This window comes from Cellulosimicrobium sp. EB106-03-01-XG111, assembly GCF_058792115.1.
The window spans coordinates 1-21,364 of sequence record NZ_JBYTEQ010000030.1 but is presented as its reverse complement, the minus strand read 5'-3'; the positions used below and the strand labels follow the sequence as shown (position 1 = coordinate 21,364).

Annotated in this window: 17 protein-coding genes; 14 read left to right on the top strand and 3 right to left on the bottom strand. The window is 73.8% G+C overall.

What is annotated here, in order from left to right; translation table 11 throughout:
* The first annotated feature begins 184 nt into the window (after positions 1-184).
* Positions 185-1,714, top strand: a complete 1,530-nt coding sequence (locus tag AC3WT4_RS19085; protein WP_021482266.1) for an ABC transporter permease — start codon at positions 185-187, stop codon at positions 1,712-1,714.
* Positions 1,711-2,748, top strand: coding sequence for an ABC transporter permease (locus AC3WT4_RS19080; RefSeq protein ID WP_492316229.1), 1,038 nt, complete (start codon positions 1,711-1,713; stop codon positions 2,746-2,748). The genes AC3WT4_RS19085 and AC3WT4_RS19080 overlap by 4 nt, the downstream gene beginning before the upstream one ends.
* A 65-nt stretch (positions 2,749-2,813) precedes the next feature.
* Here AC3WT4_RS19080 and AC3WT4_RS19075 read toward each other — a convergent pair whose 3' ends face one another.
* On the bottom strand, positions 2,814-3,392 hold the full coding sequence (locus AC3WT4_RS19075; protein WP_492316228.1) for a PH domain-containing protein: 579 nt from the start codon (positions 3,390-3,392) through the stop codon (positions 2,814-2,816).
* A 65-nt stretch (positions 3,393-3,457) separates the two neighbouring features.
* Between AC3WT4_RS19075 and AC3WT4_RS19070 the strand changes: the two genes are divergently transcribed.
* From AC3WT4_RS19070 to AC3WT4_RS19030, 9 genes are all read left to right on the top strand, one after another.
* Positions 3,458-5,290 (top strand): ABC transporter ATP-binding protein, encoded by a 1,833-nt coding sequence (locus AC3WT4_RS19070; RefSeq protein WP_492316227.1) that lies wholly within the window; start codon positions 3,458-3,460, stop codon positions 5,288-5,290.
* Between the two features lie 262 nt (positions 5,291-5,552).
* Complete coding sequence (locus AC3WT4_RS19065) at positions 5,553-7,295, top strand: BCCT family transporter (RefSeq protein WP_492316226.1); 1,743 nt, start codon at positions 5,553-5,555, stop codon at positions 7,293-7,295.
* Between the two features lie 181 nt (positions 7,296-7,476).
* Positions 7,477-9,387 (top strand): translational GTPase TypA, encoded by a 1,911-nt coding sequence (typA, locus tag AC3WT4_RS19060; RefSeq protein ID WP_074809226.1) that lies wholly within the window; start codon positions 7,477-7,479, stop codon positions 9,385-9,387.
* A 13-nt stretch (positions 9,388-9,400) separates the two neighbouring features.
* Positions 9,401-10,420, top strand: coding sequence for a PIG-L family deacetylase (locus AC3WT4_RS19055; protein WP_492316225.1), 1,020 nt, complete (start codon positions 9,401-9,403; stop codon positions 10,418-10,420).
* A gap of 10 nt (positions 10,421-10,430) precedes the next feature.
* Complete coding sequence (locus AC3WT4_RS19050) at positions 10,431-10,880, top strand: hypothetical protein (RefSeq protein ID WP_492316224.1); 450 nt, start codon at positions 10,431-10,433, stop codon at positions 10,878-10,880.
* Positions 10,881-10,956: 76 nt separating this feature from the next.
* Positions 10,957-14,241 (top strand): VanW family protein, encoded by a 3,285-nt coding sequence (locus AC3WT4_RS19045; RefSeq protein WP_492316223.1) that lies wholly within the window; start codon positions 10,957-10,959, stop codon positions 14,239-14,241.
* A gap of 30 nt (positions 14,242-14,271) precedes the next feature.
* The gene (locus tag AC3WT4_RS19040) at positions 14,272-15,171 is read left to right on the top strand and encodes a hypothetical protein (protein ID WP_074809229.1); all 900 of its coding nucleotides are present in this window, start codon (positions 14,272-14,274) and stop codon (positions 15,169-15,171) included.
* Positions 15,168-16,115, top strand: a complete 948-nt coding sequence (locus tag AC3WT4_RS19035) for a prephenate dehydratase (RefSeq protein ID WP_108049894.1) — start codon at positions 15,168-15,170, stop codon at positions 16,113-16,115. The genes AC3WT4_RS19040 and AC3WT4_RS19035 overlap by 4 nt, the downstream gene beginning before the upstream one ends.
* Positions 16,112-17,113, top strand: a complete 1,002-nt coding sequence (locus AC3WT4_RS19030) for a prephenate dehydrogenase (protein ID WP_492316222.1) — start codon at positions 16,112-16,114, stop codon at positions 17,111-17,113. Before AC3WT4_RS19035 ends, AC3WT4_RS19030 begins: the two co-directional genes overlap by 4 nt.
* 75 nt (positions 17,114-17,188) lie before the next feature.
* Here the strand turns inward: AC3WT4_RS19030 and AC3WT4_RS19025 are convergent, their stop codons facing one another.
* Positions 17,189-17,491 (bottom strand): putative acetyltransferase, encoded by a 303-nt coding sequence (locus AC3WT4_RS19025; RefSeq protein ID WP_034651460.1) that lies wholly within the window; start codon positions 17,489-17,491, stop codon positions 17,189-17,191.
* A 153-nt stretch (positions 17,492-17,644) separates the two neighbouring features.
* Between AC3WT4_RS19025 and fdxA the strand changes: the two genes are divergently transcribed.
* From fdxA to AC3WT4_RS19010, 3 genes are all read left to right on the top strand, one after another.
* Positions 17,645-17,962, top strand: coding sequence for a ferredoxin (gene fdxA, locus AC3WT4_RS19020; protein ID WP_024841122.1), 318 nt, complete (start codon positions 17,645-17,647; stop codon positions 17,960-17,962).
* 19 nt (positions 17,963-17,981) lie between these two features.
* Complete coding sequence (dapC, locus tag AC3WT4_RS19015) at positions 17,982-19,124, top strand: succinyldiaminopimelate transaminase (protein ID WP_492316221.1); 1,143 nt, start codon at positions 17,982-17,984, stop codon at positions 19,122-19,124.
* A gap of 115 nt (positions 19,125-19,239) precedes the next feature.
* The gene (locus tag AC3WT4_RS19010) at positions 19,240-20,538 is read left to right on the top strand and encodes a citrate synthase (RefSeq protein ID WP_021482791.1); all 1,299 of its coding nucleotides are present in this window, start codon (positions 19,240-19,242) and stop codon (positions 20,536-20,538) included.
* A 100-nt stretch (positions 20,539-20,638) separates the two neighbouring features.
* Here the strand turns inward: AC3WT4_RS19010 and AC3WT4_RS19005 are convergent.
* On the bottom strand, positions 20,639-21,364 hold a 726-nt coding region (locus AC3WT4_RS19005), incomplete at its 5' end, for a hypothetical protein (protein ID WP_492316220.1).

The window sequence follows — 21,364 nt, the reverse complement described above, 5'->3', positions numbered from 1 at the left end:
CCAGGTGTGAGACCGGGGGTCCCGGCGGCTGTCCGCCCGGGGCCCCCGGTCCTCGCGTGCACCCGCCCCGACGCCCAGACCCGCGGCGTCCCGGGCCCTCGGTTCACGACCACGCGAGACCCGCGCGTAGAATCGACCGGCCCCTGACCCGGGGTCCCTACCGACCAGCGAGGTAAGACCTCCGATGTTCTCCTTCATCTCGCGGCGTGTGCTGGCAGGGTTGGCGACCCTCCTCGTGTCCACGTTCGCGATGTACCTGCTCGTCGACGCCGCGATCCGGCCGTACATCTTCGCGGATCTCGAGTCGAGCACGAAGCCCAACAAGGCCCAGCTGATCGCCCAGCGCACCGCCGACCTCGATCTCGACACCCCGTCGGTGATCCGCTACTTCAAGTGGCTCGGCGACTTCGTCACCGGCGACCTCGGCACGGCCTGGCAGAGTGGCCAGTCCGTCTCGACCCTGCTCCAGGGCGCCGTCATCTCGACGATCCAGCTCGTCGCCGCCGCGACCGTCCTCGCCGTGGTCTTCGGCGTCATGGTCGGCATCGTCAGCGCGCTGCGGCAGTACAGCACCTTCGACTACCTGACGATCTTCGTCTCGTTCGTGCTCTACTCCCTCCCGGCCTTCTGGGTCGCCGTCCTGCTCAAGCAGTGGGGCGCGATCGGCTTCAACGACTTCCTCCGCGACCCGAACCTCTCGATCCTCGTGATCGTCGGCATCGGCGCGATCTCCGGCCTGCTGTGGTCCCTCGCCTTCGGCGGGACCGCGCGGCGGCGGCTCACGGTCTTCGGCCTGGGCTTCGCGGCGAGCGCGCTCGCGCTGCTCTACCTGCAGCTCTCCGGCTGGTGGGAGAAGCCGAACCTCGGTCCGGTCATCATCGTCGTCACCGGTGCCGCGCTCGCCTTCGCGATCACCGCGCTCGTCTCGGGGCTGAAGAACCGCCGCGCGCTCTATGCGTCGCTCACCACCGTCTTGATCGGGGTCGTCGTCTACTTCCCGATCCAGTCGGTCCTCAAGCAGGTCGACAACTGGTGGATCGTGCTGGTGCTCGCCGTGGTCACCGTCGGCGTCGGCATCGGGGTCGGGTACGCCTGGGGCGGCCCCGACAAGGGCGTGTCCGCGCGTGCCGCGGCCATCACCGCGTTCCTCGTCGGGTCCATGGTCTTCGTCGACAAGGTGATGTCGGTCTGGCCCGCGTACTTCGGCGCACCGGCGATCAACGGCCGGCCCATCCCGACGATCGGCAACAGCACGCCGAACCTCGGCGGCAACTTCTGGGTGCAGGTCCTCGACCAGTACACCCACCTGCTGCTCCCGACGATCGCGCTCGTGCTCATCCAGTTCGCCGGGTACACGCGCTACTCGCGCGCCAGCATGCTCGAGGTGATGAGCCAGGACTACATCCGCACGGCGCGGGCCAAGGGGCTCCCCGAGCGGACCGTCGTCATGCGCCACGGGTTCCGCAACACGCTGATCCCGCTCGCGACGATCGTCCCCATCGACGTCATCACGCTCCTGGGCGGCGCGATCATCACCGAGAAGGTGTTCGCCCGGCCCGGCATGGGCCTGCTCTTCCTCAACGCGCTGCAACGCGGCGAGATCGACCCCGTCATGGCGTACCTCGTCATCGTCGCGGCCCTCGCCATCATCGCCAACATCGTGGCTGACCTCATCTACGCAGCCCTCGACCCGCGGATCCGGGTGAACGCATGACCAACACACCGAACGACGCGTCGCAGAGCGGCGCGGTCGAGAACCAGATCGAGCTGCGCGAGGTCGAGGGCCTGTCCCAGGGCCAGATCGTCCGCCGTCGCTTCTTCCACCACAAGGGCGCCGTGGTCGCGCTCGTCGTGCTCGTCGGCATCGTCGCGCTCGCGATCACCTCGATCGGCATCGGCGGCTGGCAGGGCTGGTACGCCTACAAGCCGTCCGGGCAGGGCTCCACGTACCCTCTGGTCAACGGCGGTGCACCGTCCGAGGCGCACATCTTCGGCCAGGACGAGGCGGGTCGCGACGTGTTCGCGCGCGTCATGCAGGGCACGCAGACCTCGCTCCTCGTGGTGCTCTCCGTCGGCGTCATCGCGACGATCGCGGGCGTGCTGGTCGGGGCGCTCTCCGGGTACTACCGCGGTCGTACCGACTCGTGGCTCATGCGGTTCACGGACCTCATCATCACGATGCCCGTCATCGTCATCGGCGCCGTGCTGGCCCTGCTCTCCGGCGGCAGCAACGCGCTCATCCTCGGGGCGTTCCTCGGGCTCGTGCTGTGGCCGCCGCTCGCGCGTCTCGTGCGCGGCGAGTTCCTCTCGCTGCGCGAGCGCGAGTTCGTCGACGCCGCCCGCGTCGCGGGCGCGAGCGACACGCGGATCATCTTCAAGCACATGCTGCCGAACGCGGTCGGCGTGATCATCGTCAACGTCACGCTCCTCATGAGCTCGGCGATCCTGCTGGAGACCGCGCTGAGCTACCTCGGCGTCGGCATCCAGGCGCCGGCGACCTCGCTCGGCAAGCTCATCAGCGACTACCAGGAGGCGTTCGCCACGCGCCCGTGGCTGTTCTGGTGGCCGGGTCTGTTCATCGTCGCCATCGCGCTGTGCGTCAACTTCATCGGCGACGGCCTGCGTGACGCGTTCGACCCGCGCCAGAAGCGCATCCCCTCCGAGCGCAAGATGGCCCGCGCCCAGCGCGTCGCTCGCCCGACGGCGGCCACGGCGCCGAGCGCGACCGGCGAGGCCGGGGCCAGCTGATGACCGCCGTCGTCGCCGCCCGCCCGGGAGGTCGTGGACCTCTCGGGCGGCGCGGCGCGCCGCGGTCAGGCGGTGAGCGCCACGACCGCCCCCACCGCGAGCGCGGCCAGCACGGCGAGCTGCACGACGTGCCACGTCGAGCGCGCGCCGGGAGCTCCCTGGGCGGCGCGGTCGAGGTGGCCGGCCGCCGCGAGCATCGCGTGGCGCTGCGTCACGGCGTCGGCCACGGCCTCGGCGCTCGCCCCGGTGACCACCTGCTCCTGGCCGACGGCGCGTCGTCGCGAGCTGCGCAACCAGCGGGCCGTGCCGCTCGACCGGGGTGCGGACCACGCGGTCACGCGTCCGCCCGCGTAGCGCACCTCGAGCGAGTAGCGGGTGTCGACGCCCTCGTACGCGGTCCACGGCACGTGCACGGTGCGCGTGACGTTGCGGACCTCGACCCCGCCGTCGGAGACCTCCACAGCGGGACGCCAGAACAGCATCCAGACGAGGTACGTGACGAGCGCGGCGGGGAGCAGAGCTCCCAGGACCGCGGCGACGTCCCCCGTCACGGCCGTGACCACGACCAGGGCGACGGCGACGACGCCCGTCGCCACCGTGAGAACTCGGCCGTACGTCGAACGGAAGACCAGCGTGGGACCCATGCGCCCATGCTCGCAGAGTCGCGGCGCCACGAGCGCCCGCTCCAGCAGGAAGGACACTGATCAGCGTGGCCATCGAGACGTCTCCCGCGGCCCCGGCCGCGCGCCAGGGCAGCCCTGTGCTGACCGTGCGCAACCTCGGCGTGGACTTCTACGTCGACAAGGTCTGGTACCCCGCGGCCGCGGACGTGAGCTACGACCTCCACTCCGGTGAGGTCCTCGCGATCGTCGGCGAGTCCGGCTCGGGCAAGTCCCAGTCGTCGCTCGCGCTGCTGGGCCTGCTCCCGCCGAACGGCCGCGCGAGCGGCTCGGCGAAGCTCGGCGACCGCGAGCTCATCGGCATGTCGCACGGCTCGCTGCGGCACGTCCGCGGCAAGGAGATCTCCATGATCTTCCAGGAGCCGATGACGGCGCTGAACCCCGTCTACACGGTGGGCTTCCAGATCGTCGAGACCATCCGGACGCACTTCAACGTCGGCCCCGCCGACGCGAAGAAGCGCGCGATCGAGCTCCTGCGGCTCGTCGAGATCCCCGAGCCCGAGCGCCGCTTCGACGCGTACCCGCACCAGCTCTCCGGCGGTCAGCGCCAGCGCGCGATGATCGCGCAGGCGCTCGCGTGCGACCCGAAGCTCCTCGTCGCGGACGAGCCGACCACGGCGCTCGACGTCACGGTCCAGGCGGAGATCCTCAAGCTCCTGCGCGACCTGCGCTACCGCGTCGACGCGGCGATCATCCTCATCACGCACGACATGGGCGTGGTCGCCGACATGGCGGACTCGATCATGGTCATGAAGGACGGCCAGGTCGTCGAGCGCGGCACGTCGGCCGAGATCTTCGGCAACCCGCAGCACCCGTACACGGTGCGCCTCCTCGAGGCCGTGCCGCACCTCGGCTCCAAGCGCGGCACGACGACCGCCACGGACCGCGTGCCCGCGGGCACGCCGGTCCCGGAGCGGCCGCTCGTGCTCGACGCGCAGGACATGATCATCGAGTACCCGGGCCGCGGGCGGCAGGCGTCCTTCCGGGCGGTCGACGAGGTCTCGCTCCAGATCCACCAGGGCGAGGTCGTCGGCCTGGTCGGCGAGTCCGGCTCCGGCAAGACGACGATCGGCCGCGCGGCCGTGGGTCTGCTGCCCGTCACGGCCGGCTCGCTGAAGATCGTCGGGACGGACATGGTGGGCGCCCGGCCCAAGGACCTCAGGCCGCTGCGCACCGAGGTTGGCATCGTGTTCCAGGACCCGGGGTCGTCGCTCAACCCCCGCCTGCCGATCGGAGAGTCGATCGGCGAGCCGCTCATGCTGCACAAGGGCGTCAAGGGCAAGGAGCTCAGCCGTGAGGTCGAGCGCCTGCTCGACCAGGTCGAGCTTCCCCGCGCCATGCGCAACCGCTACCCGCACGAGCTCTCGGGCGGTCAGCGCCAGCGCGTCGGCATCGCGCGGGCGCTCTCGCTCGAGCCGAAGCTGCTCGTCGCGGACGAGCCGACGTCGGCCCTCGACGTGTCGGTCCAGGCGAGGGTCCTCGACCTGTTCACCGACCTGCAGCGCGAGCACGGGTTCGCGTGCCTGTTCATCTCGCACGACCTCGCGGTCGTGGAGCTCCTGTCCGACCGCATCGCCGTGATGCACAAGGGCAAGCTCGTCGAGGTGGGCGACACGTCGCAGATCGTGCACGAGCCGAAGCACGCGTACACGCAGCGCCTGCTCGCCGCCGTCCCCGTGCCGGACCCGGCCGCGCAGCGCGAGCGTCGCGCCGCTCGCGACGCCCTCCTCGAGGCCGCCGCCCGCGACATCGCGAACGACGAGGTGTCCTCGCTGGCGGACGAGGAGCGCGCGCTCGCGGCGGCGCGCGAGGACGTGGACCACGAGCGCAGCGCCCCGCCCACCGCGGGCGCCGGCTTCTGACCGCACGCTCCACGGCTCGCCGAGCCATCACGACGCCCCGGGGGCGGCCGCGCACGCGGCCGTCCCCGGGGCGTTCCGGCTCCCAGGACGGGCGCTCCGGGCGTCGGAGCTCGCGCTCCGGTTGCCGGGGTCCGCGCGTCCGACAAGCCTTGAGGCCATGAACGCCCCGCACCACGAGACGCCCCGCGAGCCAGCACGTGACGAGGAGGCCGCACCGGCGCCCGACGGGCGAGGGGCCGACACGCCCCGCGACGAGGGAGCCGTGACGACGGACGCCGGGGCGACGGACGCCGTCGGCCCGGAGACCGCTTCCGCCCCGGTCGTGTCCGCGCACGATCCCGACGCCCCCCGGACGGGCCGTCCGGACCCGCGCGTCTTCTACCCGGCGGCGGGCATCATCCTGGTCTTCGTCCTGCTCACGGTGCTCTTCACGGACACCGTCACGGCGGTGCTGGACACGCTCCAGACCGACGTCATCGGCGCCTTCGGCTGGTACTACGTGATCGTCGTCGCGGGGTTCGTCGTCTTCTCGCTGTGGATGGGGCTGAGCCGCTTCGGCGACATCGTGCTCGGCAAGGACGAGGAGACGCCGCTCTTCCGGCTGCCCGTGTGGTTCGCGATGCTGTTCGCCACCGGGATGGGCATCGGGCTCGTCTACTGGGGCGTCGCCGAGCCGCTCTCGCACTACGTGAGCCCGAAGCCCGGCGTCGACGGGAGCGACGCGTCGCTCGCGCAGGCCGCGATGGGGCAGAGCTACCTGCACTGGGGCATCCACGCGTGGGCGATCTACGTCGTCGCGGGTCTCGCGCTCGCGTACGCGATCCATCGCAAGGGTCGCCCCGTCTCGATCCGGTGGGCGCTCGAGCCGCTGTTCGGCGACCGGGTGAAGGGGCGCCTCGGCGACGTCATCGACGTGGTCGCGATCATCGGCACCGTCTTCGGCGTCGCGACGTCGCTCGGGTTCGGCGTGCTCCAGATCTCCGCCGGGCTCGGCTACCTCGACGTGGTCGAGCCGAGCACGGCGCTGCAGATCGGGCTCATCGTGGCGATCTCGGCGCTCGCGACGCTGTCGGTCGTGTCCGGACTCGGCAAGGGCATCAAGTGGCTGTCGAACGGAAACATGATCCTGGCCGGCGTGGTCCTCGCGCTCGTGCTGGTCCTCGGCCCGACCCTGTTCCTCCTGCGCGAGTGGGTCCAGTCGCTCGGCTACTACCTGCAGAACGTCGTGCGCCTCACGTTCGACACCACCGCCTTCCAGGGCCAGGCCGGCCTCGAGTGGCAGTCGCAGTGGACGATCTTCTACTGGGGCTGGTGGATCTCCTGGGCTCCCTTCGTCGGGGTGTTCATCGCCCGGATCTCGCGCGGGCGGACGGTGCGCGAGTTTGTCCTCGGCACCCTCCTCGTCCCGACGATCGTCACGACGCTCTGGTTCTCCGTGTTCGGCGGGTCGGCGCTGTACCGCGAGCTCATGGAGCCCGGGAGCATGCTCGTGGACGGGGAGGTCGACACGGACACCGCGCTCTTCCAGCTGTTCGACGGCCTGCCCCTCGGGAACGTCCTCGCGGTGGTGGGCATCGTGCTCATCGTCATCTTCTTCGTGACGTCGTCGGACTCGGGCTCGCTCGTCGTCGACATGCTCGCGAGCGGGGGGAACCCGAACCCGCCCACCTGGAGCCGCATCTTCTGGGCGGGCACCTCGGGGCTGCTGGCCATCGCGCTCCTGCTCGCGGGCGGCCTCCAGGCGTTGCAGACGGCGGCGATCCTCATCGCGCTGCCGTTCTCCGTGGTCATGATCGGGATGGCCGTGTCCACGGTGCGCGCGCTGCGGGTCGAGCACGCCGCGATCCTGCGGGCAGAGCGCCGCGCGGCGCGCGCCGCGCTCACGGAGCACGTGACGACGCGCGTGTCGGAGTCGATCTCCGAGCAGTGGGAGGAGCTGTACCCCGACCGCCCCGACCGGTGGCGCGCGCTCGTGCGCCGACCGCGGCGCAAGACGCCCTCCTGAGGGGGCCGTCCAGAGGGCGCACGACGGCGGGCATGGTGTCCCGAGCGCGGACCCGGTAGTATAGCCGAGCCCGGGTGACGGCCCGTGCTCCGTGATGCTGCGGCGGGCCGAGCCCGCCGTCGTGCGCGCTGAGGTGGCCGGCCGTCGTCGCCCCTCGTACCCCACGAAATGAGAACCGTAGATGTCTGTGCGCTCCGACCTGCGCAACGTGGCGATCGTCGCCCACGTCGACCACGGCAAGACCACGCTCGTCGACGCGATGCTGCGCCAGTCCGGCGCCTTCTCCGCGCACCAGCACGTGGACGAGCGCGTCATGGACTCCGGTGACCTCGAGCGCGAGAAGGGCATCACCATCCTCGCGAAGAACACCGCGGTGCGGTACGCCGGCCCGGCGGCCGCCGCGGTGGGCGAGCCCGACGGCATCACGATCAACGTCATCGACACCCCGGGCCACGCCGACTTCGGTGGCGAGGTCGAGCGCGGCCTGTCCATGGTCGACGGCGTCGTGCTGCTCGTGGACGCGAGCGAGGGCCCGCTCCCGCAGACCCGGTTCGTGCTCCGCAAGGCGCTCGCCGCGAAGCTCCCGGTGATCATCGTCGTCAACAAGGTCGACCGACCCGACTCGCGCATCACCGAGGTCGTCGCCGAGGCGACCGACCTGCTGCTGGGCCTCGCGTCCGACCTCGCGGACGAGGTGCCCGACCTCGACCTCGACGCGATCCTCGACGTCCCGGTCGTCTACGCGTCCGCGAAGGCCGGTCGCGCCTCGCTCGACCAGCCGCTGGACGGTCAGCTCCCCTCGAACGAGGACCTCGAGCCGCTCTTCACGACGATCCTCGAGAAGATCCCCGCCCCGACGTACGACGAGGGCGCGCCGCTCCAGGCGCACGTGACGAACCTCGACGCGTCGCCGTTCCTCGGTCGCCTCGCGCTCCTGCGCATCTTCAACGGCGAGCTGCGCAAGGGCCAGGTCGTCGCGTGGGCGCGCCACGACGGCACGCTCCAGAGCGTGAAGATCACCGAGCTGCTGGAGACGAAGGCGCTCGACCGCGTCCCCACGGACAAGGCCCGGCCCGGCGACATCGTCGCGGTCGCGGGCATCGCCGACATCACGATCGGCGAGACGCTCACCGACCCCGACGACCCGCGCCCGCTGCCGCTCATCACGGTCGACGACCCGGCCATCTCGATGACCATCGGCATCAACACCTCGCCGCTCGCGGGCAAGGGCGGCAAGGGCCACAAGGTCACGGCCCGCCAGGTCAAGGACCGCCTCGACGCCGAGCTCGTGGGCAACGTGTCGCTGCGCGTGCTCCCGACCGACCGCCCCGACGCGTGGGAGGTCCAGGGCCGTGGCGAGCTCGCGCTGGCGATCCTCGTCGAGCAGATGCGCCGCGAGGGCTTCGAGCTCACGGTCGGCAAGCCGCAGGTCGTCACGCGCACGATCGACGGCAAGACGCACGAGCCCATGGAGCGCATGACGATCGACGTCCCCGAGGAGTACCTCGGCGCGGTCACCCAGCTCCTCGCCCAGCGCAAGGGCCGCATGGAGACCATGTCGAACCACGGCACGGGCTGGATCCGCATGGAGTTCATGGTCCCGGCGCGCGGTCTGATCGGGTTCCGCACGCGGTTCCTCACCGAGACGCGCGGCACCGGCATCGCGTCGTCGATCTCCGAGGGCTACGAGCCGTGGGCCGGTCCCATCGAGACCCGCACCACGGGCTCGCTCGTCGCCGACCGTGCGGGCAAGGTGACGCCGTTCGCGATGATCAACCTCCAGGAGCGCGGCTCGTTCTTCGTCGACCCCACGCAGGAGGTCTACGAGGGCATGATCGTCGGCGAGAACTCGCGCAACGAGGACATGGACGTGAACATCACCAAGGAGAAGAAGCTCACGAACATGCGGTCCTCGACGGCCGACAACTTCGAGAACCTCGTCCCGCCGCGCCACCTCACGCTCGAGGAGTCGCTGGAGTTCGCGCGCGAGGACGAGTGCGTCGAGGTCACGCCCGAGGTCGTCCGCATCCGCAAGGTCGTCCTCGACCAGACCGAGCGCGCCCGCGCGGTCTCGCGCGCGAAGCGCGCCTGACGCCACCCACGGGGTGACCGTCCCGCAGAGCCCGCAGGCCGCCGTCGTGCCCGACGGCGGCCTGCTGGCCGTCCACGCCCACCCCGACGACGAGACCCTGGCGACGGGCGCGCTGCTCGCGACCTGGGCCCGCGCGGGCGAGCCGGTCACCGTCGTGACGTGCACGCGGGGCGAGCGGGGCGAGGTGATCGACACCCCTGCGCACCCGACGGGCGTCGGGCACCTCGAGGGCGACGGGCCCGCGCTCGCCGCGTTCCGCGAGACCGAGCTCGCCCGCGCGCTCGCCGCGCTCGGCGTGCGGGACCACGTCTTCCTCGACACGGTCGCGAGCCCGGGGGGGCCATCCGACGGCGGGGCGCCCGCGCGGTTCGAGGACTCCGGGATGGCCTGGGTCGCGCCGGGCGTGGCCGGAGGCGTCGCGGCCGGGCAGCTCCCGCCGCGCGCGTTCGTCGGCGTCCCGCTCGACGAGGCCGCCGTGCGCCTGGCCGCGGTGGTGCGGGACCGGCGCCCCGCCGTCGTGGCGACGTACGAGGCGGGCGGCGGCTACGGCCACCCCGACCACGTCCGGGCCCACGACGTCGCGGTGCGCGCGCTCGAGCTCCTCGCCGCGGACGGCGAGCCGGTGCCCGCGCTGTGGGAGGTCGTCGCCCCCGAGACCACGGTGCGCGCCGCGCGGCGAGCCCTCGCGGAGCACCCTGGTGCGCGCGAGCTGCTCGCGGCCGACGCGCGGCTCACGCTCCCGGACCCGGACGAGGAGCTGCCCCCGCTCGCGCGTCCCGACGCGTCGCTGCGCGTGCTCGTCGGCGTGCCGGTGGGGCCCGTGCTCGACGACGTGCTCGCCGCGATGCGCGCGCACGCGACGCAGGTCCAGCACGTGACGTCGGCCGGCGCGCGTGCCGGGGAGGAGCCGGTGCTGCTCGGGTGGTACGCCCTGAGCAACGACGTGCTGGCGCCCGTCCCTTCACACGAGTTCTACGCTCCCTCCGGCCAGGCTCTCCCGGGCGACCAGGTCCGCCCGGGACCCACCCGTTAGCCTGGGACCCGTGGAGACCGGTATGGGGCGGCTCGTGGGCCGCGGGGTGGCGTGCGCGCTCGTGGGCGCGCTCGTCGGTCTCGTCGGCACGGTCGCGCACCGGGCGCACCTCCTGGGCGTCGACCTCCCGGGCGGGGCCGGGCTCGGCATCGTGCTCGCCCTGCTGACCGTCCTCGCGGCGGCCACGCTCGCCCGCGCCTGGGGCGGGATGGCGGGTCTCCTGGGGTTCGGTGTCGGGTGGGTCGTCGTCGTGCAGCTCCTCTCGCTCGAGGGGCCGGGGGGCGACGTGCTCGTGCCGAGCGAGCCCGTCGGGTACGTCTGGATCTACGGCGGCATGCTCGTGGTCGCCGCGGCGGCCTTCCTGCCCCGGTCGTGGTTCAGCGACCGCCCGGTCCGCACGGCCCAGCACGGGCGTCCCACCAGGCACGACGGACCCGAGAACCCCCTCGCGTCCCGCTAGTATTCGCCGTGCGGATCCCCGCACACCCCTCGTCGTCGCGCGGACCGCCGCGCGCCTTTCGTCACGGAGACAGTGGATGGGTCAGCCGACCGACCGAGACGCCGATCTCGACTCCCCTCAGGACGCCGTGCCGGAGCCCGCCGAGACGGTCGAGCCCTCGGCTCCCGAGACGGTGCCCGGCCCCGACGCGCAGGCGACCGACGCTCCCGGCGACGTCCCCGCGACCACGCCGACGGACGGACCGGTGGACACCGTCCCGGACGCCTCCGCCCCGACCTCGCCCGTGGACCCCGGTCCGGCGGGCGTGGAGCCGGCCGAGCCCGGCCCTGCGGCTGAGGACCCCGGCGTGACCCCGACGGACGACGTGCCGGCCCCCGCGGAACCGCAGGGCACCGCGGCCGGCACCGCGACCGGGGCTGCGACCGCCGGTGCGACCGGCACCGACGCGACCGGCACCGCCGCGACCACGGGTGACGCACCCGCCGTCGACGCTCCCGCCGTCGACGCCGCCGCGCAGGATCGCTCGGCGGACGTTCCCTCGGAGCCGGCCGCCGCCCCGGAGCCGGCCGCGACCCCGCAGCAGGAGTCCGCGCAGCCCGCCGGCGCCTCGGAGCACGGCTCGGTGGCGCCGGGCACGGCGACCCCGACCCCGACGTCGGCCCCGTTCCCGGCCGACGCGGACGCGCGTCCGGGTGCCGACGTCTCGACCCCTGCCGCTGCGGCCGACGAGGCTGCCGGGACCGACGCGGCCACCGGTACGGGCGCACTCGCCGGTGCTGCGGCGAGCCCTGCCGTCGAGCCCGGCGCGGGCACGCGGGCCGAGAGCGGGACGGACGCGTCCGTCGCGGACGCCCCGGCGCCGGAGGTGTCGCGGGTCGACCCCGTCGAGGCGCCCGGCGCGCCGACGCCGACCACCCCCGACGCCACGGTCGCCGGCGTGCCGGCGGCCGGCGCTGCCGAGACCCCGGGGCACGCTGGCACCGCGGACCACGCCGCCGGCCCGGACGCGCAGGCCGGCGGGTCGGGCGGGACCGACGCCGGTGCGGACGACGGCGACGAGGAGCCGTACGTCCCGCGCGTGTTCGCGTTCGACCCGAACGTCCCGGCCGTGCTCGTCCCGTCCCCGGGCGCGCAGGCCGATCCCTCGGCCGCCGCGCCGGCGGGCGACGTGGACCAGGACGCTCCCGCGTCCGACGTCCCGGCGGCCGCGGCCGACGCCACGGCGTCCGGAGCGCCGTCCGCGGGCGGCCCGTCCGGCGACGCGACGTCGACCGACCGGTCGGCCGCCCCAGCCGGGGGAGAGCCGGCCGGGGGAGACCCGGCCGACGAGCGCGCGGCCGAGCGGACCGCCGTCGTGCCCGTGGTCCCCGCGCAGGAGGGCGACCAGGGCCGGCCCGCGGACGGGGGGAGCGGCACCGCGCCCGACGCGACGCAGGTGATCCCGCCCGTCGACCCGTGGTCCCGGCCCGCGCCCGTCGTGCGCACCTCGATCCTCTCGCCGGCCTCGCCCGACGAGCCCACGGCCGCGGGCCAGACGCCGGACGCTGCCGCTCCTGCGGGTGCCACCGGCCCGGCCGACGGCCCGGGCACGACCGCGCCGTCGGGCACCGCGGCGACCGCCGCACCCAGCGCGTTCACGCCGGTCCCGCCCGACGACTCGCGCGAGGCCTCTCCCTTCGAGGGCTTCGACGAGGACGGGCCGCGGCGCGGCTGGGCCCGCGGGCTGCTGTGGACGGGGGTCGCCGTCCTGGTCCTGGGCGGCCTGTACACGGGTGCCCAGTGGTTCTTCTCCGACAAGGTCCCGAGCGGGACGAGCGTCGCCGGCGTCGACGTCGGGGGCCTGTCCCGGACGGCGGCCGAGGACCGGCTCGAGTCCGAGCTCGGGCCGCGTGCGGCCGAGCCGATCACCCTCTCGGCGGGTGAGGCGAGCACGACGCTCGACCCGGCGACGGCGGGCCTGACCTTCGACGCCGCGGGGACGGCCGAGGAGCTCACGTCGTTCTCGATGAACCCGGCGCGCCTCTGGCAGCACCTGTTCGGCGGCAAGGACGCGGAGCCCCTCGTCACGGTCGACGACGCGGCCCTCGAGGGGCAGGTCGAGGCGTTGCGCGGCACCCTGGAGATCGAGCCCGTGGACGGGGCCGTGCAGTTCGTCGACGGCGCGCCCACGAGCACGCCGGCCGCCGACGGCTCGGCGCTGGTCACCGACGAGGTGCCCGCGACCATCACGGAGAGCTGGCTCGTCACCGACGGCCCGGTCGAGCTGCCCACCGAGCCCGTCGAGCCCACGATCACGCAGGACGAGACGGACGCCGCGCTCGCCCTGGCGGAGAAGGTCGTGTCCGCGCCCGTCGTCGTGTCCGTCGGCGGCCAGTCGCCCGAGCTGCCCCCCGAGGCGCTCGCGGCGGCGGCCTCCTTCGCGGCGACGGACGGCGTCCTCACGCTGACCTTCGACGGTCCGGCGCTGGTCCAGTCCGTGGTCGACCGGACGAACGACCTGCTCACCGCGGCGGACGACGCGCACTTCGTCTTCCGCGACGGCGCGCCGGTCATCGAGGGGGGCGAGCCCGGCACGACGATCGACCCGACCGCCATCGCGACGGCCGTCACGACGGCCGCCTCGGGCGACGAGCGTACGGTCACGGTCGATCTCGTCGAGTCGGACCCGGAGCAGTCCGTCGCGGCGCTCGAGGCGCTGGGGATCAAGGAGAAGGTGTCGGAGTTCTCGACGGTCGTGCCCAACGTCCCCGTCCGCACCGCGAACCTGCAGCGGGGGGCGGAGAAGGTGAACGGGACCCTCGTCAAGCCGGGGGAGACCTTCTCCCTCGTCGACACGCTGTCGCCCATCACGCTCGAGGGCGGCTACTTCGCGGCCGGCATCGTCGAGAGCGGGCGCCACACCGAGGGCGTCGGCGGCGGGCTGTCGCAGATGGCCACGACCACGTACAACGCGGGCTTCTTCGCGGGGCTCGAGGACGTCGAGCACCGGCCGCACAGCTACTGGTTCGAGCGCTACCCGGCGGGTCGCGAGGCGACGATCTTCGTCGGGTCGATCGACATGAAGTTCAAGAACGACACCCCGTACGGCGTCCTCATGCAGTCCTGGGTCGGCGGCGGTCAGCTGCACGTCGCGATCTGGAGCACCAAGTACTACGACGTCGAGACGTCGTCGAGCGGCAAGTCGAACGTGGTCCAGCCGACGACCGTCACGCACTCGGGCGCGGACTGCGCCCCGACGCCCGCGGGCAGCCCCGGCTTCTCCATCACGAACTACCGCAAGGTCTACCGCGAGGGCGAGCTCGTCAAGGACGAGTCCTACCGGTGGACCTACAAGCCGGACAACGCGGTCGTCTGCGAGTAGGCCGGCCCACCCACACACCACGGAGGTCCCATGCTCGGACGCAGCGAACGGGAGTCGGGAGCGCAGGCGCTGCTCGCGGCCACGGCGGCGGGATGGGTCGACGGCGACCCGACGGAGGCGCTGCTCGACCTCGGGTCGACGACGGCGACGCTGTCGACCGTCGCGAGCATCGACGCGCTGGCCGCCGTCGTGCACCTGGGCCACCCCGCGCAGCCGTCGCACGAGCTCGAGCGCGCGCTGCTCGCGGCGCCGCCGTCGCTCGTGCTGACCGGCGCGTCGGCGGTGCCGTCGCAGTGGGTCTGGGTCGGCCGGTCGACGGCGGCCCGCGACCTGACGGGGCACGTCGTCGTCGACGAGGCGGGGATGCGCGACCGGCGCCACGTGCTGCGCACGATGGGTGTCAGCCCGTCGCTCGTCCCGACCCGGACCACGCTGGAGGAGCGCGTCGCGCTCGCCGGCGCCGACGGCAGCCTCGTCGTGGAGCGCTCGGTGGCCCACGGGCCGCTCGCCGCGCTCGGCTACGCCGAGCTCCCGGGCAGCGAGCTCCTCGGGGAGGGCGCGCCCGTCTGGTACGGCCTCCTGGAGAGCCGCGACGCGGCGCCTCGGGCCGAGGGCGTCGCCCAGGTGTGGCTCGCGTTCGGTCCCCGGGACGACCACCGCGGCTCGCTCCAGGAGACGCTCGCGCTGGTCGCCGCCGCCGGGATCGACCTGCAGCACCTGCGCAGCCACCGCTCGCAGGCCGGACCGCACATCTTCTTCTGCGCGTTCTCGTGCCCCGACGCGACGACGCTCGACGGCCTCGTCGCGGGGTTCGGCGAGCGGGGCGTCGCGCACCGGGTCCTCGCGGTCCTGCCCGGGCAGGAGTTCGTGCCCGGCCCCGACGCGCTCGAGCCGCGCTGGGCGACCGCCCCCGACCCCGTCCACGCGTGAGCGTCGGGTACCTCGGCCCCGAGGGGTCGTTCACCCACCAGGCGGCGGCCGCGTGGTCGTCGGCGCACGGCCGGACCGGGCTCGGGCTCGCGGCGCGCACGACCGTCGCGGACGTCTTCGCGGGCGTGGCCGCGGGCGAGCACGAGCGGGGCGTCGTCGCGATCGAGAACACGGTCGAGGGGTACGTAGTGCCCTCGCTCGACGCGATCGTCGGGAGCGCCAGCGTCGTCGCCGTCGACGAGGTCGTGCTCGACATCTCGTTCGACGCGTTCGCGCGCCCGGGCCACGGCGAGCTCACCGAGGTCACCGCGCACCCGCACGGCCTCGCGCAGTGCCAGGGCTTCGTGCGCCGGACGGACCTCGCGCCGGTCGCGGCGTCGTCGAACGCCGCAGCGTGCCGTGACGCCGGGCCGCACCAGGTCGCCCTCGGCCCGACGATCTGCGGCGAGCTCTACGGCCTGGAGACGGTCGAGCGCGCGGTCGAGGACTTCGCGGGCGCGCGCACCCGGTTCCTCGTGCTGGCGCCGCGCGCGGAGGCCGCCGCGGCGCTCGGCCGGGCACGGGGTCGCGGCGAGACGTCGTGGCGCACGATGCTCGCGGTGACGCCCGTCGTCACGGGACCCGGCGTGCTGGCGCGCATCACGCAGGCCTTCGGCGCGCGGGGCGTCAACCTGTCGAGCCTCATCACGCGACCGCTCAAGGCCGTCGCGGGGACGTACGTCTTCGTCCTCACCGTCGACGGCGCACCGTGGGACGCGCCGGTGCGCGCCGTCCTGGAGGACCTCGTCCGGGCCGGGGACGCGCTCAAGACGCTCGGGGTCGTGCCGGCGCGCGGCGAGCTCGACGAGTCGGTCCACGCCGACGTCGACGCCGCGCACGTCCCGGTCGGGAGCGTCGACGCGTCGACCGGCACGGCGGACCGCGCGACAGGGCTCCTGTGGTGACCGCCGCGGGAGCCGTGCCGGAGCCGGGCGCGCCGCGCCCGGTGGTCCGGGTCGGCGTCGTCGGCCTCGGGCTCGTCGGCGGCTCGGTCGCGCGGCTCCTGCACGAGGAGGGCGTCGAGGTGACCGGCTACGACGCCACGGCGACCACGCGCGCGGCGGCGCGGGCCGCGGGGCTCCGGGTCGTCGGCGACGTCGCGGAGGTCTGCGCCGAGGAGCCGGACGTCCTCGTGCTCGCCGTGCCCCTGCGCGCCATGCGGGCGGTCGCGACCGACGTCGCCCGGCACGTGCGGGGCGCGACGGTCGTCACGGACGTCGGCAGCGTCAAGGGCGCGGTGCGCGACGCCGTCCGGGCGGCCGGGCTCGACGCCCGGTACGTCGGGGCGCACCCCATGGCCGGGACCGAGCACTCGGGCTTCGAGGCGTCCGACCCGGCGATGCTCGCGGGCGCGCGCTGGGCCGTGACGGTGGACGCCAGCACGCGGCCGGATGCGTTCACGGCCGTGCTGCGGCTCGTCGTGGGCCCGCTCGGCGGCACGGTGCACGTGCTCACCGACGACGTCCACGACGAGTCCACCGCGCTCGTCAGCCACGTCCCGCACGTGCTGGCCACCGAGCTCCTGGGCGTCGTCGCCGACGCCCCCGTGCGCGACGTCGCGCTGGGGCTCGCCGCGGGCAGCTTCCGCGACGCGACGCGCGTGGGGCGCACCGACCCGCGCCGGACCGAGGCCATGGTCACGGACAACGCCGCCTGGGTGGCGTCCGCGCTGCGCGTCGTCGTGCGCGACCTCGAGCAGCTCGTCCGCGCGCTCGAGTCCAACGCGCCCGTGGGCGAGTTCTTCGACCGGCCCGACCCGGTGCGGGCCGCGGCAGGCGGCACCGGCGAGCCCGTGCGCGTCGACCTCGACGACGCGGGCACCTGGCGCGAGACCCTCACGGCGGCCGGGGCACGGGGCGCCGTCGTCGTGGGCGTCGAGGACCGGGCGGTCGTCGTCGCCTGAGGGCCGGCCCCTGGATCCCGGTCCCGCCCCGTGGCGGGCCGGGTCGATCGTTCCGGTCGTCGGTCGGCCCGGTCGTCAGTCCGGGCGTGACGCGGGACGCCGTGGCGGCCGCGGCGGGACCGGCTTGCCGGCGACGATCGCGTCGAGCGGTACGGACACCAGGGGAGGGGCGTCGTCGCGCGGGCCGTGGCCGCGGTGCGGCGGAGCGCTGCCGCCCGCGTCCTCGCGCAGGACGAGCGTGGTCGCGGTGGTCTCCACGACCACCCCGATCACGTCGGTGAGGGGCTTGCCCGCCGCCGCCGCGTCGTCGGGCGAGAGCCTGCGACGGACGACGACTCGCGTCCCCGGTGCCCACGTCGTCCAGGGCGAGTCGGGCACGCGGCGGCTCCTCGGGTCGTGTGACGTTCGTCCACGGGCTGGTCAGAGAGGGTCGGGCACCGCCCGACCTGAGCGATACTAGTCGTGCATGCCCCTGTCATGACCTCGCCCCTCGCCGGGCCGGGTCCGGACGAACCAGAAAGGTACTCGGTCGTGACTTACGTGATCGCCCAGCCGTGCGTGGACGTCAAGGACAAGGCGTGCATCGAGGAATGTCCTGTCGACTGCATCTACGAGGGCAAGCGGTCGCTCTACATCCACCCGGACGAGTGCGTCGACTGCGGCGCGTGCGAGCCGGTCTGCCCCGTCGAGGCGATCTACTACGAGGACGACGTGCCGACGGAGTGGAGCGACTACTACCGCGCCAACGTCGAGTTCTTCGACGACCTCGGCTCGCCCGGCGGCGCCGCGAAGATGGGTCTCATCGAGAAGGACGACCCGATGATCGCCGCCCTGCCGCCGCAGGCCTGAGCCCTCGGCGCCGGCGCTCGTGGGACTCGCCGACCTCTCCGGTCTCGCCTATCCCTGGGACACGCTGACCCCGTACGCGGAGCGCGCGCGAGCGCACCCCCGCGGCGTGGTCGACCTCTCCATCGGCACCCCGGTGGACCCGACGCCCGCCGTGGTGCGCGACGCGCTCGCCGCCGCGTCCGACGCGCACGGCTACCCGACGACGCACGGGACGCCCGCCCTGCGCGAGGCGGTCTCCGCGTGGTTCGCCCGTCGCCGCGGCGTCCCCGGCCTCGACCCCGACGCCGTGCTCCCCACCGTCGGGAGCAAGGAGCTCGTGGGGCTGCTGCCCGCGCTCCTGCGGCTCGGCCCGGGCGACGTGGTGGTGCACCCGCGGACGGCCTACCCCACCTACGACGTCGGTGCGCGCCTCGCCGGCGCGACGCCCCTCGCGACGGACGACGTCGAGGAGTGGGCGGGCCGCGACGACGTGCGGCTGGTCTGGGTCAACTCCCCGAGCAACCCGACGGGCCGGGTCCTCGACGCCGCGCACCTCGCGCGCGTCGTCGCCGCGGCCCGCGAGATCGGCGCGGTCGTCGCGAGCGACGAGTGCTACGCGGAGCTCGCGTGGACGGAGCCCTTCACGACGACCGGCGTCCCGAGCCTGCTCGACCCGGCGGTGTGCGGCGGCTCGCACGAGGGTCTGCTCGTCACCTACTCGCTCTCCAAGCAGTCGAGCATGGCGGGCTACCGCGCGGCGTTCGTCGCCGGGGACGCCGCGCTCGTCGCCGACCTGCTCGCGACGCGCAAGCACCTCGGCATGATCGTCCCCGCGCCGGTCCAGGCCGCGATGGTCGCGGCCCTGTCCGACGACGCGCACGTCGCCGCGCAGCGCGACGTGTACGCCCGCCGCCGCGAGGTGCTCGTCGCCGCGCTCACCGGCGCGGGCCTCGCGATCGACCACTCCGAGGCGGGCCTCTACCTGTGGTCGCGCCCCGCCCGAGAGGCCGGGGGCGGCTGCTGGCGGACGGTCTCCGCGCTCGCCGACCGCGGCGTCCTCGTCGGACCCGGGGCGTTCTACGGGACCGAGGGCGCGGGGCACGTGCGCGTCGCCCTCACCGCGACCGACGAGCGGGTCCACGAGGCCGCCGCTCGACTCTCCGGAGGCCTCCCGCTGGCGTGACCTGGATCACAGCGGGTGTGGTGTTCTCGTGACGGTTCCTGATTGGTCACGTGCGGGTGAGGCGGGGTACGGTCGACCGCGCGGCAACGGCGCGAGCAGCAGCAGGAAGGGAACCATGACCACCACTCAGCAGGCGAAGGTCCGCCTCCTCGTCGACGACCAGGCGCAGGACCTGCCCGTGGTCGCGGCGACCGAGGGCAACGACGGCATCGTCGTGTCCTCCTTGCTCAAGTCGACCGGCCTCGTGACCGTCGACCCCGGCTTCATGAACACCGCGTCGTGCGAGTCGAGCATCACGTACATCGACGGCGAGGCCGGCATCCTCCGGTACCGCGGGTACCCGATCGAGCAGCTCGCCGAGCGGTCGAGCTTCCTCGAGGTCGCGTACCTCCTCATCCACGGCGAGCTCCCCGACGCCGCGACCCTCGACGCGTTCGTCGAGCGCGTCAACCGCCACACGCTCGTGCACGAGGACTTCCGCACGTTCATGGGCACGTTCCCGCGCAACGCGCACCCCATGGCGGTGCTGTCGTCCGCGATCAACGCGTTGTCCACGTTCTACCCCGAGTCGCTCGACCCGTTCGACGACGAGACGGTCGAGCTCGCGACCGTCCTGCTCCTCGCGAAGTCGCGCACCATCACGTCGTACCTGCACCGCCGCCGCGTCGGCGAGCCGCTGCTCTACCCGGACTACTCGCGCGGCTACGTCGACGACTTCCTGCGCATGACGTTCGCGACGCCGTACCAGCAGTACGAGGCGGACCCGGTCGTGGTCGACGCGCTCGACAAGCTGCTCATCCTGCACGCCGACCACGAGCAGAACTGCTCCACGTCGACGGTCCGCGTCGTCGGGTCCTCGCACGCGAACCTCTACGCGTCCGTCGCGGCCGGGGTCAACGCTCTCTCGGGCCCGCTGCACGGCGGCGCGAACGAGTCGGTGCTCACCATGCTCGACAAGATCGCGGGCGCGGAGTACGACGTCGACACCTTCATGAAGAAGGTGAAGAACAAGGAGGACGGCGTCCGCCTCATGGGCTTCGGCCACCGGGTCTACAAGAACTACGACCCGCGCGCGGCGATCGTCAAGAAGTCGGCCGACGCCGTGCTCTCCACCCTCGGCAAGAAGGACCAGCTCCTCGACATCGCCATGGGCCTCGAGGAGATCGCGCTCAACGACGACTACTTCATCGAGCGCAAGCTCTACCCCAACGTGGACTTCTACACGGGCCTCATCTACAAGGCCATGGGCTTCTCGCCCGCCATGTTCACGCCGCTCTTCGCGCTGGGCCGCATGCCCGGCTGGATCGCGCAGTGGCGCGAGATGATGAAGGACCCGCAGACCAAGATCGGCCGCCCGCGCCAGGTCTACGTCGGCGAGACCGAGCGCGACTACGTCGCCGTCTCCGACCGCTGACGATCCCTCCTCCGGACGCCGCGCCCCTCACCTCCCGGTGAGCGGCGCGGCGTTCGCCGTCTGTCGCCCCCCGCGCCCGACGCAGTCCCGCGGCGGTCGGTCAGGACGCGTCGGGGACGGCGACGTGGACGCGCAGGGTGCCCGGGTCGAGCGGGGCGAGGTCGGCCGGGTCGGGGGTCGTCCACGTCGAGCCGTCGCGCGACCAGCGGCGGTCGCCCACCTCGACGGCGACGACGTTCGTGGCGTCGGCCGTCGCGACGGCCCACTGGGCGACGGCCCACGCCGAGCGCTCGACGCCGCCGTCCTCCGCGGCCGCGGGGAGCGCGGACGCGTCGACGGCGACCGTGCCCCCGGTCCCGCCGTCGAACGGTGCGACGCGGACCGCGTCGCCGAGGTCGCGCGCGGCGCGCTCCCGGAACGGCTCGGTCGGGTCGCCGTCCTCCGGTACCTCCGCCGTGGGCACCGCCGCGAGGTCGCACGTGAGCGACGCGGGCGACCAGCCGGTCAGCGCGGACGCCCACGCGCGCGAGCGGGGCTCGTGCTGCGCGTACGCGTCGGGGAACGCGGACCGCTGGACGGTCTGCGCGGCGACGGTGACCTCCATGCCCTCGTAGCCCTCGACCGTCTCGAGCGCGTCGTAGAACGTGTTGGTCGAGTAGACGGGGTCCATGATCTCCGCGACGGTGCCCCACCCCTGCGAGGGCCGCTGCTGGAACAGGCCCACGGAGTCGCGGTCGCCGTAGTCGATGTTGACGAGCCGCGACTCCTGCAGCGCGGTCGCGAGCCCGATGGTCGCGGGGGGGGGGGGGGGGAGGAGCCACACCGC

What these genes read in the sequence shown, in the direction of transcription:
- AC3WT4_RS19040 (WP_074809229.1), top strand. Translation starts at nt 14,272, where the DNA reads ATGCTCGGACGCAGCGAACGGGAGTCGGGAGCGCAGGCGCTGCTCGCG.
- typA (WP_074809226.1), top strand. Translation starts at nt 7,477, where the DNA reads ATGTCTGTGCGCTCCGACCTGCGCAACGTGGCGATCGTCGCCCACGTC.
- AC3WT4_RS19080 (WP_492316229.1), top strand. Translation starts at nt 1,711, where the DNA reads ATGACCAACACACCGAACGACGCGTCGCAGAGCGGCGCGGTCGAGAAC.
- AC3WT4_RS19075 (WP_492316228.1), bottom strand. Translation starts at nt 3,392, where the DNA reads ATGGGTCCCACGCTGGTCTTCCGTTCGACGTACGGCCGAGTTCTCACG.
- AC3WT4_RS19010 (WP_021482791.1), top strand. Translation starts at nt 19,240, where the DNA reads ATGACCACCACTCAGCAGGCGAAGGTCCGCCTCCTCGTCGACGACCAG.
- AC3WT4_RS19045 (WP_492316223.1), top strand. Translation starts at nt 10,957, where the DNA reads ATGGGTCAGCCGACCGACCGAGACGCCGATCTCGACTCCCCTCAGGAC.
- AC3WT4_RS19085 (WP_021482266.1), top strand. Translation starts at nt 185, where the DNA reads ATGTTCTCCTTCATCTCGCGGCGTGTGCTGGCAGGGTTGGCGACCCTC.